Annotated in this window: 8 protein-coding genes; all 8 read left to right on the top strand. The window is 60.8% G+C overall.

The features are described 5' to 3' along the window. The first annotated feature begins 14 nt into the window (after positions 1–14). Entirely contained in the window at positions 15–1,163 is a 1,149-nt protein-coding gene (locus KTJ78_RS07155) for a serine/threonine-protein kinase (protein ID WP_217133965.1), read from the top strand. Then, entirely contained in the window at positions 1,164–7,067 is a 5,904-nt protein-coding gene (locus KTJ78_RS07160) for an Ig-like domain-containing protein (RefSeq protein WP_217133967.1), read from the top strand. Continuing rightward, on the top strand, positions 7,064–8,032 hold the full coding sequence (locus KTJ78_RS07165; protein ID WP_217133969.1) for an AAA family ATPase: 969 nt from the start codon (positions 7,064–7,066) through the stop codon (positions 8,030–8,032). Before KTJ78_RS07160 ends, KTJ78_RS07165 begins: the two co-directional genes overlap by 4 nt. Further along, positions 8,029–9,354, top strand: a complete 1,326-nt coding sequence (locus tag KTJ78_RS13910; protein ID WP_217133970.1) for a DUF58 domain-containing protein — start codon at positions 8,029–8,031, stop codon at positions 9,352–9,354. Before KTJ78_RS07165 ends, KTJ78_RS13910 begins: the two co-directional genes overlap by 4 nt. After that, positions 9,347–11,824 carry a TgpA N-terminal domain-containing protein gene (locus KTJ78_RS07175; protein ID WP_217133972.1) on the top strand — a complete coding sequence of 826 codons (2,478 nt, stop codon included), beginning with the start codon at positions 9,347–9,349 and terminating at the stop codon, positions 11,822–11,824. The genes KTJ78_RS13910 and KTJ78_RS07175 overlap by 8 nt, the downstream gene beginning before the upstream one ends. Positions 11,825–11,903: 79 nt before the next feature. Beyond that, entirely contained in the window at positions 11,904–12,965 is a 1,062-nt protein-coding gene (locus KTJ78_RS07180; protein WP_217133974.1) for an FHA domain-containing protein, read from the top strand. After that, positions 12,962–14,218: a serine/threonine protein kinase gene (locus KTJ78_RS07185; RefSeq protein ID WP_217133976.1), complete on the top strand. Its 1,257-nt coding sequence runs from the start codon at positions 12,962–12,964 to the stop codon at positions 14,216–14,218. The genes KTJ78_RS07180 and KTJ78_RS07185 overlap by 4 nt, the downstream gene beginning before the upstream one ends. An 80-nt stretch (positions 14,219–14,298) precedes the next feature. Continuing rightward, the gene (gene tyrS / locus KTJ78_RS07190; protein WP_369808021.1) at positions 14,299–15,630 is read left to right on the top strand and encodes a tyrosine--tRNA ligase; all 1,332 of its coding nucleotides are present in this window, start codon (positions 14,299–14,301) and stop codon (positions 15,628–15,630) included. The last annotated feature ends 458 nt before the right edge of the window (positions 15,631–16,088 follow it).

Genomic DNA, 16,088 nt, shown 5'->3' on the forward strand with positions numbered 1-16,088 from the left:
GAAAGCGAGGCAAGATGGCGAGTCGACTTCCCGCGGCGCCGCCTGTGCTCTCGGGCTTTCAATACGTTCGGCCGCTCGGCACCGGTGGTTTCGCCGACGTGTTTCTCTTCGAGCAGCACATGCCGCGGCGTCCTGTCGCCGTGAAGGTTCTGCTCACCGACATTATTGACGAAGCGCTCTTGCGTATGTTTACCGCAGAGGCCGACGCGATGGCGCGGTTGAGCGCGCATCCATCGATCTTGACGATTTATGAGGCGAGTATCTCGGCCGATGGTCGCCCGTATCTTGTCATGGAGTACTGCCCTTCGTCGTTCACAAGCCGCTATCGCCAAGAAACTATCGAGCTCGAAGAGGTACTTTCTCTCGGTGTAACGATGGGCTCCGCTATCGAAACGGCGCACCGGGCGGGCCTTTTGCACCGGGATATTAAGCCGTCGAACATTCTCGTGACGCGTTACGGTTTACCCGTGCTCTCAGACTTTGGTATTGCGACGGCGGTTGGGCCGGGCGCGGCAGGCGACGACGTCATCGCGATGTCGGTGCCCTGGAGTGCGCCTGAAATCATTGCCGAACGCAGCACAGGAACGGTGGCTTCCGAGGTCTGGAGCCTCGGGGCGACGCTGTACACTCTGCTGGCAGGCGTGAGCCCGTTCGAAAAACCTGGCAGGGGAATGAACCAGCGGGAACTTTTGAAAAAGCGCATTGCCAAGGCTTCGTACACTCCGACGGGTCGGCAAGACGTCACGCCAGAACTCGAAAATATCTTGCGCACAGCCATGGCAAAACAGCCCGAGCATCGGCACGAGAGCATCTTGCAATTGGTCACCGAATTACAAGAGATACAGCAGAGCCTCGGGTTTCAAGTGACTCCCCTCGAGATTGCCGAAGATCCGTGGCAGCCAGAACGCAGCCCGGGTGAAGAGCCGCAGTTCGTTGCGCGGCAACCACGCTCGCAAGTGCAGTACGACTCGCAGCGGGCCTCTGAACCTACGAAGCGCTCACGCAAGCATCTTCGGGAGCGTGCGAGCGATATGGGAGTTCCCGGCCAAGAAGAAGCGGGGCGCAGCTATTCGTCACGTCAACTCGCGCTGTTTGTCGGCGGTACGGTGATTGTGACGGCCGTGGTTGTCTCGGGGCTTGTGAGCCTGCTCGGAGGACTGTAAGTGCGTAGGCGCACCTGGGTGGCCTGGGTAGCGAGTGTGGCGGCCGTCGCGGTCGCTGCGACGCTCGCGGTGCTTTGGCCCGGGTACGACGCCAGGCAGGTGCCGCCCGATAATGCGTCGGTGTGGGTGCTGCAAACGGGCGACGGCAAACGGTACGCGAGGGTGAATAGTGACCTCGGCGAGCTCGATACGGTTAAAGAAGTCGAAAACCCGAGTCAGCTGGTGCAACACGGCGATAGAGCAGTGCTTTTCGCCGAGGGGAATCAGCGGCTTTCGACACTTGATCAGGCCGCGCCAAAAGACTTGACCGATGCGAACGCCGATGATTTCGAGCAGGCACCCGCCGAAACGATCGCGGTTGAGACCGCGGGCGAGTGGATCGCATACCTCACTGCCTCGGGCAATGTTTACGTGGGCACGCTCGGCGAGCAGGCAATGCCGGTGCGATTGCAGCGCGGTACAGCTTCTGCTGATGAAACCGAACGTGGCGGGGCAGAGCGAGAAGCTTTTTCGGCACTCGGGGTTTCACCAAGTGGCGAGGTGGCGCTTGTCGCTGAGACGACGGGCATGCTCGTGACTGCGCGGGCGAGTGACGGCGGGGTGGCTAGGGAATGGAAGCTGCCCGAGGTGCCCAATAGCTCGGCTCAGCTCGCACACGTCGGTGGCGAGTGGATCGTGCTCGACGACGAGACCGGCAAGCTGTGGCAAGAAGGCAAGAATGAGCCGATTGCGACCGATATTGAGAGCGGATCGCTCCTGCAGTACTCGGCAGAGGGCACGTCTCACGAGATCGCCATAGCCGACAGTGAAGGGCTGACGCTGATCGAGGTGGGTGGCGGTGCGATGACTCGCCTCAGCGAAGCATCGGGTGCTCCGGCAAGGCCACTGTCGATTGGTGGGACGCTCTATGCGGCGTGGGTGTCAGAGGCTTCTGGCTCGCTGTATGTTTCGGGCGACGGCCTCCAAGAACTTGAATTCTTGGGTGAGAAACTTCCTGACGACCCAACTCTCGCGCTCATGAGCAATGGCTCTCGCGTGCTCCTCAACGAGCAGTCGTCGGGGTGGGTATGGAGTGTGCCAGAGGGAACATTGCTGCCCTCATCGCTACAGTGGCGGGTCGATGAGCAGACACCGCAGGTAACCGAAAGCATGAAACCCGAGCGGGTGCTCGAACCGAAGCCTCCAGTCGCCGAGCCCGATAGCTTCGGGGTGCGTGCCGGCGAAAGCGTGCTACTACCGGTGCTTTTGAACGACCACGATCCGAACGAAGACGTTCTCACGATTGTGCCAAGCTCTGTGACGCAGCCTGATTCGGCCTTCGGGGTTGTTTCGGTCGCCAATAATGAGCAGCATCTCGTGCTCGACGTCGCTGCTGATGCGACGGGTACAGCCTCGTTCACCTATGCCGTCACCGACGGCACGACCGCAGACGGGCTCAACTCTGCGCCCACGACGGTGAGCCTCAAAGTCATCGATGATGGGGTGAACGAGGCGCCTGTATGGTGCGGCACCGAAGGGTGCCTTGCTGAGTGGCCCACGATTGAAGTGGCCCCGGGCGAGACGCAGACGGTGAATGTACTCGACGGTTGGGTTGATCCCGAGGGCGATCCACTGTTTTTGAGTGGGGTCGAGCAAGAGACAGACTATGGCCAGGTCGTCACGGCGCCCGACGGCACCGTGACCTTTCGGCACCCAGACCCCTCGAATACCGAGGCGCGTTCGATCCCGCTCGACGTTGTCGTGGCAGACACGAGAGGTGCAACTGCGACGAAGACTCTCGTGGTACAGGTGAGCCCGAGCCCAGATTTTACGGTCACGGCCTCGGCGGTCACGGGCGGAACGGGACAGCCCATCACGATCGACCTCAATGACCAGGTGCAAGGAGCCACGGGGGCTGCGCAGATCGACGCGATCACTCCACTCACCGAGGCGACCGGGCAATCAATCGAAAATCGACAGGGGCTGCAGGCTACGTTTGAGGCTGAGACCGCCGGCTCGTATCTGTTGCAGGCCACCGTTTCTGACGAAATTGGCGAGGCCAACGGCCTCATCCGAGTTACCGTCATCGACCCCGCCGATGCGCCGATCACGACCGTTCCACTCACGGCTTTCGTGAGACCGGGTGAAGATGCCACGGTAGATGTTGTTGAGGCTGTCTCTGATCCGCTCGGGTCGGTTATTTTGCTTGACGACCTTGACGTCGAGCCCGCAGCTAACTCGGCACTCACCGTCAATGCTGTTGGGCAGCGACACTTGCGGGTCACCGGCGTTACCGGGAACGGTGAACCCGGAGTGCTGGGCCGAGCAACGTACCGTGCGTCAGATGCCACGGGGCAAGAAGGGCGCTCTGCGCGGGGCGAGATCACCTTTGTGCTGCTCCCTGCGGCTGAGAGCATCGCTCCTATCGCCGCCGACGATCGTGTGACGGTGCGTGCAGGGCAGCAGATTGATATTCCTGTGCTTGAGAACGACACCGCCCCTGCGGGGGCTCATATGGTGCTTGATCCGAGTGCGCTCGTGAACGACCAAGAAGCCGGGCTCGCTTTCGCAACGCCTGAGGTGGTGCGGTACCTCGCTCCTGACGAGCCAGGCAACTACACGCTCTCATACCGAGTGCATTTGCTGGGGTTCCCGGCGCTCACCTCGACCGCGAAGGTACACATTACGGTCACGGGCGATGAGAGCAGCACCCCGCCAACTGCGCACATGCTCGAGGGGCGTGTGCTTACGGGGCAACAGGTGACGATTCCCTTTACTGCGCAGGTTACCGGAGGCACTGGCGATGTGCCGGTGCTTGATCGTGTGCTCACGCAGCCAGACCTCGGCACAGCTTCGCTTGCTCCAGGCGGCGATGGCATCATTTTTTCGAGTACTCCGGGAACCTCGGGACAAACCCAATTCACCTACCGTGTGAAAGATTCGCAGGGGCTTACGGGCGTGGGCACCGTGCGTGTAGGGGTGCTCGGCGAAGAGAGCGACCCGAGCCCGGTGACCTACAGCGATTATGCTCAGGTGCAGGCTGGCGCAGACAACAAAGTCGTGCTTTCTCCGCTTGATAATGATGTCGACCCGAGCGGTACCGCACTCTCGTTGAAAGAGGTAGTGCCAAACGCGACTCCTGACACTGCCGAGTATGAGCAGCTTCTTGCACGCATCGAAAAGGTCGACACTCAAGAAGGCCACGTGATCCTTCGCGGCGGTGAGACCTTAGGGCCGCTCTCGTACCTGTATACGGTCGAGAACGAGCGGGGAGACACCGCGACCGGAATGATCGTCGTGAAGGTCGTGCGCGAGCAGGTGCCTGGCTACCCGCAGGTGCTTGATACGACGCTCACCTCAGAAGATCTTGCCGACCTTGAGCAGGGCGTCGATGTGATGAACGGCAAAGTGACCTGGAATGAGGGTCGAGTAGCCGACCTTGACATGCAGTTGTGGCAGCCGACCGAGGGGTTTGAAGCGAAGGGCTCTCGAATCTCTGGGCTAGTCACCGAGAAAGCGCAAATTGTTCCGTTCGAAGTGACGGGAACGACTTTCGACGGTGAAACGGTGACAACGTACGCCTTCTTACGGGTTCCCGGGAACGACGATCATGTGCTGAATGTGCGTTCTTCGTATGCGCAGAACGATGTGAACGAGAATGAATCGCTCAACATCGATCTTGCCCAGGCCATCACGGTGCCGGCGGGCGAACGTCTTGAGCTTGACGAAGCTTCGGTCGCTGCGAGCGGGGCGCGGGCGAACGCTGAATGCCGCCCGGCAGGCGGGCTCACTGTGCGCTATGACGCGGGCAAGGGAAGCCCCTGGCGTGACAACTGCACGGTCGACGTGAAGCTCGCCGGCCAAGAAGAGTACACGCGGCTCTCGCTTAACCTGAGGGTGCTCGCAGCCGACCCGAAGCCTGAACTCCGTGCTGCCACGATCACTGTCAATCCTGGAGCGACCGAGCAGTATGAGCTCAGCAACATGGTCGAGTGGAGCCACGACGGCGATAAGCCACGGGTCGATCTCACCACCGCGTATCGCGGTGAATCGTTTACCGTGACGCAGAACGGCTCAATTCTTACGGTTCGCGCCAAAGACAACGCGCAGCCGAGCCGGCAGGAACCGGTAACCGTGTCTATTTCAGGTGCCGAAACGGAGGCGAGGCTGATGCTGACCGTCGGGCGCTCGCCGCAGACCCTGCCGAAGGGAGCAACGGTGAGCGCAGAATGCTCGCAGAGCGGCGGATCGACCTCGTGCACCGTACCCGTCGTGGGCAGCCCGGGCGAAGTGAATCCGTTGCCCGGTACCCCGCTCGCCCTCGTCAAGGTTTCGCAGCCGGCGCAGTGTGACGGGGTGTCCATGAGCGTTGCGAACAAGACGAGCGTGAAGGTCACCTGGCGTGAAGACACCGGCGGAGCCGCGGGATGTCGTGCTGACTTTGCGGTTAAAGATGCCCAGGGCCGCACCTCAACCGGTGACCGGGTAGGCACGCTCATCTTTGACTTGAAGGGCCTGCCAAAGGCGCCCTCGCGGCTTGAATGGGTCGGCTATACCGACTCGAGCGTGACCCTGCGGCCAGTCTCTGATCGGGCATCGATTCCCGAGGTCACGAGCTACGAGGTAAGCGGTGCGGGCAAGACGGTGACCTGTCAGACAGGGCGCGATTGCGTCGTCTCAGGTCTCACGAACGGTGATCAACACGGGTTCACCGTGAAGAGTGTGAACGGTGTTGGTACTTCGCAGGGAAGCGCTCAAACACGCGCATGGGCTTATCGCTCACCCCGGGCGCCTGAGGCCATCGGTGACGGCTGGGCGCCAACCCCGAACGGCACTGATGGCGGGCGGGTGCGTTTGAACCTTACCGTGAGTGATCGATCGACAGCTTCGGTGACGATTCGTGGTGGTGAACAGCCAGTCACGGTTCCAGTACGCGGTACATCAGTCACGGTCGACTATGCGGTTGGCAGCAATACACCGACCGATCTCACGGTGACCCCTGAAACAAAGTTTGCGGTGCCGCCATCGACAGTAGGCAGCGGCTCGTCGCAGGGTAGGGTGCTGCCCCTGCACGGCGTGCATGGCGTTGGCGCGCCTCGGTTCACCTCGGTGGTCGAGAGTAACAGCGCCAATAACACCGTTACTGTTCGCGTTACCGAAGTGCACAATAACGGCTCGAGGCAGACCGAATTCGGCTACAGCATCGACGGCGCTGCCTGCACCCCAACGGCAGAAGGTGAAAGAAGCCGTACCTTTAGCGGAGTAGCTGCGGGCAAGAAACATACCGTCGAGGTGTGCGCTCAGCACGTCTTCCACGGTCAACGTGACTTTGGGGTCAATCGTGCGACCCATGAGGTTACCCTCGATATCCCAGCACCGGCTGCGGCCAGCTACTCCATCGGTAGTGCACCGGTACAACAGAACGACGGGTCATGGGTGTGGCCGGATGCAACGACGACCGCTGAAGCTACCCCGGGGTACACGCTGCAGTTTATGGCAGGAAGTAGAACCGGCACTACGCTTGCGCAGGTATTGCCTGACTATGGCGGCTTACTTGAGGCCCCGATTTCGGTGCGCAACTGCACTGACGAGGGTGCGGTGTGCTCGCCACCCACACCGCTCACCGCAACGGGGGCGACGACGAGCCCGCGCGTTGTCTTTGACGATGTTGCGGGAGGCGACGGTGTATGCCGCAATGGCGATCTCAGCGGTTACGTCACGATCACCGGCTTGCAGAGCGGGTGGCACGTCGAGACGATTGAAGAGCAAGGCAATGCGTTCGCGCGTGTGAGCTTCCCAGGCCTCGGGCTTGACTCGGTCGAATCGGCAAGGTGCCAGGTCGCGATCGATCCGCCGCAAGAAGAGAGCTCGCAAACAACGCCAACACCTGAACAAGACGGTATGACCGAGAGGAACGGCCAATGAGTACCTTGAGCACTGAACAACGAGCGTGGTTCGCAGAGTCCTTCTCCAAGCTCGTCGCGAACGTTGAGCAGGTAGTGCTCGGTAAACGCCACGTCATCGAACTCGCGTTCACCGCGATGGTAGCCGAGGGGCACCTGCTGCTCGAAGACATGCCTGGAACCGGGAAGACCTCGCTCGCGCGGGCGATGGGTAAGAGTGTTCAAGGGGTCAGCACCCGTATTCAGTTCACACCAGACTTGCTGCCCGGCGACGTCACCGGCATGACGGTGTACGACCAGCAGAAGGCTGAGTTCGAGTTTCACGCGGGACCCATCTTTGCCAACGTTGTGCTTGCCGACGAGATCAACCGTGCGAGCCCGAAAACGCAGTCGGCGCTGCTCGAAGCGATGGAAGAGCGGCAGGTCACGGTCGATGGTGTGACCCGGCAAACCGGCGCTCCCTTTCTTGTTGTCGCGACGCAAAACCCCGTTGAGCAGGCCGGTACCTATCGGCTGCCGGAAGCCCAGCTCGACCGTTTTTTGCTCAAAACCTCGCTCGGGTACCCAGACCATGCGACCACCGTACGTATTCTTGAGGCGAGTGGATCGAAGGCGCCCGAGTTGCACCCGGTCATGACCCTGCAGGGTGTGCTCGAAATGACCGAGCTCGCGAAGGGCGTGTTCATCGACCCGCTCGTGATGGATTACATCGTGCGTATCGTCGAGGCTACGAGAAACGCTGCCCAGGTGCGGCTTGGTGCGAGTGTTCGGGCGGCACTCGGGCTCACTCGCGCGGCGAAAGTCTGGGCGCTCGCGCACGACCGTGATTTTGTGACGCCCGACGATGTCAAGGGCCTCGCTGAGGTCACGCTTGCGCACCGACTCGTACTTGATCCTGAAGCCGAGTTTGAGGGGGTCACCGCGGGGGCGGTGATCGGCCAGATTCTGCTCGACACAAAGCCGCCCACTCAGGGGGCCGAGGGGTGACCTTTACCGGTGGGAACCGACACACCCGCACCACGGTGGGATCGACCGCGCAGCATTCCACCTCGGTGGCGGTGCGGAGCGCGCTCGCGTGGCGGCGTCTTTCACGGGGAACAGCGAGCACCGTTCGCACCCTGCGTGCCTCGGTGCGAGCGCAGGGGTGGTTGACCATTGGGTTTGCCACGGTTGGTCTTGCCGTAGGGGTTGCCTTTGGCTGGGCAGAGCTCGTGGTGGCAGGCATCGTGGCCGCGGTGCTCATTGTCGCCGCGATGCCCTTCTTATACGGAGTGAAGGCGTACCGAGTGGCGCTTGACCTCGAACATTCGCGCATTGTCGTGGGGGATGCTGCCGAGGGCGCGCTCGTTATCACGAACATCGGCAAGCGTGTCGCTCTTCCCGGCGTCATTGACCTGCCGGTGGGAGAGGGCATTCTTGAGGTTGAAGTCCCGCTCTTGCGGGGTGAGACGAGCCATGCCGAGGCCATGCATATTCCGGGTGATAAGCGAGGCATTATCTCGGTTGGCCCCGCTCGCACCGTTCGCAAAGACGTGCTCGGCATGTTTCGCCGCGAACGCACGTGGCAAGACGCCGAGACCCTCTTTGTTCACCCGCGAACGCTCATTCTGCCCTCGATGTCGAGTGGCCTTATTCGTGATCTTGAGGGCCAAGCTTCGCGCGTTATCGTTCCTGATGATCTCTCGTTCCACGCGATTCGGGATTACCAGATCGGCGATTCGAGGCGCCATGTGCACTGGAAATCAACAGCAAAAACCGGCAAGCTCATGGTGCGGCAGTACGAAGAGACGCGCCGCTCCGGTATCTCAATCGTGCTCGCGATGGGAGAAGGCGAATACCGGGACGCTGATGAGTTTGAACTCGCTGTGAGTGCAGCCGGCTCTCTTGGTCTGCGCGGCCTGCACGACGGAAGAGACGTGCAGTGTGTGGTGCCCGCTGAGATGCCCGAACTCGCAGTGATGCCCGATGACCTCACGAGGGTGCTCGCGGCTCGGTCACCACGTATGTTGCTTGACCAGCTCTCGAGTGTGACCTTTGGGCCGCGCGTGCACGGTCTCGTCGAGACCGCACAACTCGTCGGCAGTAAGCAGGCGCACGCTTCGCTCGCTTTTTTGGTGTGCGGATCATCGCTCACCTCCCGCGAGATTCAACGCGCTTCACTCGCTTTCTCGCCAGAGGTGACCGTTGTGGCTGTCGTGTGTGATCAGCACGCAGAGCCTGCGTTCTGGAGTATTGGTAACACCCCGGTGCTCTCGATCGGTATCCTCGATGACCTGCCGCACTTGCTCATGAGGAGCATCCATGGCTGAGCGCAAACAGCGGCGGGGGTTGCCGGCCGTTCCGGTGATCGCGACCTGCCTCATCGCCGTGATCAGTGCGGCGGCAGCGTGGCACCTCTATGAGACGATACAGGTGGCGGTCGTTTGCGCCGTTGCGGTGCTCGTGGGTGTCGCACTTGCCTCGCTCGTGACTCGCCTTCGGCTTCGTTGGCTGGCGAGCGCGTTACTCGTCTTTGCGGCATATGTGCTCGGTGCAGCGGTGACAGCAGCGCCTACGCTGATGACGCTCAACGCCGTGACCACGAGGCCTCTTGAAGCCTTACGCAGCCTGGCTGCGATTGTTGCCGCCCCTGTGCTCGGCTGGAAGGATGTGCTTACCCTCGAGCTACCTCTTGGAACCTACCAAACGGTGCTCGCCCCGTTCTTCTTCACCGTGCTCGTCAGCACCTTCGTTGCGCTCGTTCTCGCGGCAAAAGATACCCCGAGATCAGCCGTGGCGCCACTCGTTGCTCTGTTCATGCCTCTCTATGGCCTCGTGCTTGGTTCGAGTGCTCCTCAACCGACCCTGCATCTGGTGACCGGACTCGCGAGTTTTCTCGTGGCGCTGATCTGGCTTGTCTGGCGCTCCTCGAGTGAACGAAGGCGTTCACTTCGCAAAACCGGAGCTTCGATGAGGAGCCGTCGGCTGCGGCGCATAGTTTCAGGAGGCATCGTTCTCGGTGTAGCGGGACTCGTCGGTGTGCTTGTGACCCCGGTGGTGACCGCTGGTATGACCCGAGACGTTCCCCGTAGCGTGGTGAGCCCCGTGATCGAGACCGCTGTTGAAACGAGCCCTCTGAGTACGTTTCGAGAGTATCGCAGTGACGCAAAGCTCGACGAGATACTCTTTTCTGTCGAAGCCCCCCAAACGATCGAGCGTGTGCGACTCGCAACCCTTGACCACTACGACGGCGTAACGGTGCGTACCGGGGTCAGCAGCGAACGCGACAGTGGTCAACAGTTTCGCCGTGTCGCAGCAACCTTGCCTCTGGGCGAGGGCCGAACGGAGCAAGCAACGATCACCGTTCACAATTACACCGAGCCTTGGGTCCCGCTTGCTGGCCCGCTTGTTGCACTCGACTTTGAGGGCAAACGACGCACCGCCCTCAGCGATAACTTTTTCTACCAGGAGTCATCGGGTACCGGAGTGCAACTCACACAGGGCGGCTTTGTGAAAGGCGACCGGCTCATACAAATGGTTCAGCCGGGCCCCTCGGTTGCTCTCAGCACATTTCAACCAGCGCGTTCTGGCCCCTCAGTTGATGAGGCTCTTGTTCCGGAATCTCTGCGCACCTGGGTAGCAGAACAGAGCGTCTCGGCAGACGGGGCAGGCTTGAGCGAACTCGTGAACCGCATGCGTGAGCGAGGCTACCTCAGCCACGCGATCACGCTTACCGACCAGCCTGCGACATGGATGGAGCGCTACGGAATAACTCACTTTGAACCGAGCAGAGCCGGGCACGGGGTGGCTCGCATTGATCGCCTCTTCACCGACCTCAACCGGCGCGAGGCCGAGGTCGGCGCGGCAGCTGGGGCGGCTGATCTCGTGTCTGCAGTCGGCGACGATGAGCAGTTCGCCGTTGCCGCGATGCTCGTGGCCGACTCGCTTGGTTTCGAGAGCCGGGTCGTGCTCGGCGTTCACCTCACAGAGCCAGAAGGTTCAGCGGTGCCCCCGTGTGAGCTTGGAGAATGCACGGGCGCTCAGATCACCGCGTGGATCGAGGTGCGCGATGCTGCCACCGGCTCGTGGGCCCCGATCGATGTCACCCCGCAGCACGAGGTTGCGCCGAAACCTGATGCGACGCTCACGAGTGACCCGAAGCACATGACCGAGGTGCCGACGCCCCACAGCGAAACGGTTCCGCCACCAAATTCAACACCTGGGCAAACCGGTGCAGCTACGCCAGATGAAGAGCGGGGCACGCGGTGGTGGCAGGCGCTCATCGTGCCGCTCACGTATGCCGCGGTGACGTTGCTCGCGATCATCATCCTGATAACGCCGTTTTTCGCGATCTGGCTCGTGAAACGCAATACCGATCGAAGGCGCGAACGGTCAGAAAGTGTTTCAGAACGCATGGTTGGTGGTTGGCAGAGCCTCGTCGATCACGCTATCGATTTAGGAGCCACAAGGCCGACGACTGAGACGCGTCTCGAGTATGCGGCACAACTGCACGGTTACGAGGTCGCGGCGGCGGAGCTTGCCGCGAGGGCCGATGCGGCTGCCTTCTCGGGGGGTCATGGTTCGCACGAGGATGCCGACCGATTCTGGGCAGATGCTCGAGAGGTTCGAAGCGCGATGCATGCCGATCGAACGAAGTGGCAGCGGCTGCGAGCTCTGCTCTCGACCCGATCAATCAGGGCTGGTATTTCGCGTGAGGTCGCTGAACACGAGCTCCGGCAACGCGCCCCCGGTCAAGATGTGCATAATCAAGTTCTCTCACACACTGGTGCGGCAGAATGAAAGAACGAGAACAGAGAGGCAGCGCACTCGTCATGATGAACGTGAGAACCGTACAGCAACAGCGCGTCTGGGTGTGCGCATGAGCGAGTGGAGCGGCACCGGGGGTAAACACTGGGGCATTATTGCCGAGTCATTTGGTATGTTGCTTGAACGCTCGGTTGAGCCTGAAATGCTCCACCGGCTTTCTGCCTGCGCCAATGTCGGCGAGGTGCTTGATGCGCTTGTGAGCCGAGGCATCGCGGCCTTGCCCGGCTTCTGCCTCGTCGGTTTCGACGGCGACCGTGTAACTGCTTACGTTCGGGGTGGTTTCTCGTTTCGGGCCGAAGCCAGCTGGCACGACGCGCTCACTGAAAAAGGTGAGGGCGTACGAACCTGGCGAGAAATGACGGTCGAAGGGGTCTCGCGCTTCGCAATGCTGAGCCCCGATGAGTGGCACCGAACTGAACTGCCGTTACGCAGCTTCGAGGGTGAACGCCAGCGCATCGTTCATGGAGTGCAGGGCCTTTCGCTCGCGGTCTGCGAGCAGCTCACCGAAGAAGAAGTGCCGCTCATGACTACGACGCAACAGCCTTCGCGTGAGACAACCTCGCTTGACCGTGGGGCAGAGATTCTGAGTGGCTCTACAGGGGTTGCTGAACGCGCAGAGCAGGTTTCTGACACCCTCTTTGCTGAGATTTTCGGTGACATCGTGCAGAACGATGAGGCCGGGGTTTCTGAAGACGATGACTTCACTGACACGACGCAGCTTGTCGCTGGAAGCCAGGGGCTTGACTCAGGGCCACACGACACCGCACCGGTTACCCAGGTGCGCCCTCATGGCTGGCTTGTGCTGCCCGGCGGTGACGAGCTGCCCATTACGGGCCTCACACTGCTCGGCCGCAACCCCCGCGACGATAACGACTCGGGTGCCGAGCTTGTCGCGGTTTTTGACCCGAATGGCAATATTTCCCGTACCCATGCACGCGTCAGGCCCGCTGACGGAGGGGTCGTTCTCGAAGACCTGGAATCGACGAACGGTACGCTGCTTGTAACCAATGATGATGAGGTGCTGCTCCGAGCCGGGCTCGAAATGCAACTGAAACACGGCGATCGCATCATTCTTGGCGGCGATGCGCAGCTTGAATACCGGGACCGGCCATGAATACACCGCGCGTCTCAGGATTCACGGGGCTCAGAAAGATTTCGGCCGGTGAGCAGTCTTGTCTGTGGCGTGCGAAAGATATCGAGACGGGCAAAACCGTCGCGGTGAAAGTGGGCGAAGAACCACTTTCAGTGCCCCTTGAAATCTTCGATCGGTATGTTCTTGGGCTCGTTGCGGCAACCGAGCACCCGGCGCTCGTGACGGTGCACAGCGGGGGCTTCACCGATGACGGCGCACCTTTCATCGTGCTCGACGACTGTGACGAGGCGACAATATTTGCAGAGGCCCTGCAAGAAGAGCTTGCGCTCGACCGTGTTTTGAGGCTCATGATCTGGCTCTCTTCGGGGGTAGAACGGCTCCATCACGAAGGTCTTGTGCACGGAGCTTTGGGGTCGGAACACCTCATGCGAAAGCAAGACGGCGAGTATGCCCTTGCGGGCTTTGCGATGCCGGGCTGCGCCTCGGGCGGCAGGCTCGCCCCCGAGGTCATGCGTGGGCATGATGCGACGCACGCGAGTGACGTTTTCGGCCTTGGGGTTATGGCATGGGAGCTTGTGGGTTCAGCTCACATACCTGTCAAGCTTCAAACGCTGCTCGCAGCAGCCGTCGCTGATGACCCTGCCCACCGGTTACCTGCCGTGCGCGACCTCATTGAGGGGTTCCAGCGCGTACAAAAGAAACTTGGGCACGAGGTAACCCGTGCCGATCCACCCGTTGGGGTTCCTGCGAATCGGGCCTCCCGCCTTGAAGCGGCCGCGAACGTTGATGACGAGACGCAGCTCCGAGTCGTGACACCGGACGACGCGACGAGGGTGCGCCACAATGCGACCTGGCAACAAAACTCGTCAGATCGTGGCGCCATGAGTTCGAACGAGGTGGGCACCTATAGCGAAACCGTAACCGTCGCGATGAAGCCCCAGCTCATGGAACTTCCCAAAGAGGTGGTCACTGAAAAGAACGGGACGGTCGCGTTTGCCCCAAATGCGGTTCAAGAATCGCCTTCGTTGTATAAGCCGCGGGCGCTAGCACAGGCACCTTCGGCCGTCACACCGTCCGCACCCGAGGAGTTGCCTGAGACACCAACTCAGGCGGCCCGCGTTCGGATTCCTCTTGCCGCGCCGAATCTCAGCTCGCTCCATGGCCGGCGCACCGAGCCAGTTTCGCGCATTCGTCAGGACGCGAGTATGGTCGCGATCGGCGCAACCGGCGTCGTGTGCGTTGCGATCGCTTGCCTCATCTTTCTCCTGACCTGAACTACGGTGTGGGGCGAACGCCTGCTGTCCAACGTGCCGCCGAGCACACGGTCACTGGCCTGCCCGTGAAAAGCGGTAGCATGGTACGCGTGTCTGAAATCATGAATCGTAGCGAGCTCCTTGCAGCTCAGCGCCTCGACGACAGCTTCGAAACCCTGTGGGACGAGCTGCAGTGGCGCGGGCTGATCCACGTATCTACTGATCAGGGGGCTCTCGCCGAGCTTCTCGAGGGTGAGCCGTTCACGTATTACTGCGGTTTCGACCCCACGGCCGCGAGCCTGCACCTAGGCCACCTGGTGCAGCTGCTGCTCATGCGCCGCTTGCAGCTCAAGGGGCACAAGCCTCTTGGACTCGTCGGCGGATCGACGGGCCTCATCGGCGACCCACGTCCCACCTCCGAGCGCACGCTGAACTCTCCCGAGACCGTCGGGCAATGGGTGAACGCGCTCCAGGAGCAGGTGTCGCGATACCTGAGCTTTGAGGGCGATAATGCCGCTCGTCTCGTCAACAACCTTGACTGGACGGCACCGCTTTCGGCCATTGATTTCCTGCGTGAAATTGGAAAGTACTTTCGCGTTGGCACGATGATCAAGAAAGACATCGTTGCAAAGCGCCTGAACTCAGACGAGGGCATTAGTTACACCGAGTTCAGTTACCAGATCTTGCAGGGGCTCGATTTTCTCGAGCTGCATCGCCAGTACGGCTGCATGCTGCAATCGGGTGGTAGCGACCAGTGGGGCAACCTCACGAGTGGTACTGAGCTGATTCGCAAGGTCGAGGGCGCTCAGGTGCACGCGATCGGCACCCCGCTCATCACAAATTCTGACGGCACGAAGTTTGGTAAGAGCGAGGGCAATGCCATCTGGCTGAACCCCGATATGTGCTCGCCCTACGCGTTTTACCAGTTCTGGATCAACACGCACGACGACGACGTGCTTGAACGGCTCAAAGTTTTCACGTTCCTCACGCGTGCCGAGATCGAAGACTACGCGCGCCAGGTTGAAGAAGAGCCCTTCAAACGTGCGGCTCAGCGCCGTCTTGCCTTTGAGGTGACGTCACTCGTGCACAGCCCCGAGGTGGCCCAGGCGCAGATCGATGCCGCCGAGGCGCTCTTCGGCAAGGGTGAGCTTGTTGGTCTTGATATCGATACGATTCGTGGCGCGCTTGAAGAACTACCGCGTGCAAACGGCAAGCCCGGCGACCAGATTGCTGAACTGCTCACGAAGGCTGGTGTCGTGAAGAGCGTGAGCGAGGCGCGTCGTGCGATTACTCAGGGCGGCGTCTACGTGAACAACGAACAAGTGCAGGAGCAAGATGCTGTCCTGACCGAAGCGCAGTTGCTCCATGGCACGTATGCGGTCTTGCGTCGCGGTAAGCGCACGCTTGCGGCAGTGCAGGTCGCCAAAGACTAACAGCGTGTGCCGAGAGCGGGTTTGCGCCCCTCGAAGCCATGCTTCATCAAAAACGCCACCGGAATGGTTTCCGGTGGCGTTTTTGTGTTTTGGCTGTTTGAGTGGGGGCGCGCCGTTGGTGTGGTGTCGATTTGCGTTGTGGGGTTGTTGGGACTAAATTTATCTTTTGTTAACTTCCACAGTGAACGTGGAGCCCCGGCCTCTTGCTGGTCGGGTTTCTTTCGAGTGTGTCTTTGGATGCCGGGTGTGAGCCTAGATTGAAATTGTGGGTCTGGTTGAAATTCGTTTCACTTCGATTTGCAAGCTGGATCGGGACGTGCTAAGTTAGACAGGTTGCCCTGCGAGGCCGGCGGTTAAGTCGGTGGAGTGGGAACGGACGTTTGGTCCTTGAGAACTCAATAGTGTGCACTAAATTGTCAAATGCCAATTTTTTGTAATCCTCCGTTTTTGGAGAGATT

The sequence above is a fragment of the Leucobacter chinensis genome (genome assembly GCF_019049105.1).
Lineage (GTDB): Bacteria > Actinomycetota > Actinomycetes > Actinomycetales > Microbacteriaceae > Leucobacter_A > Leucobacter_A chinensis.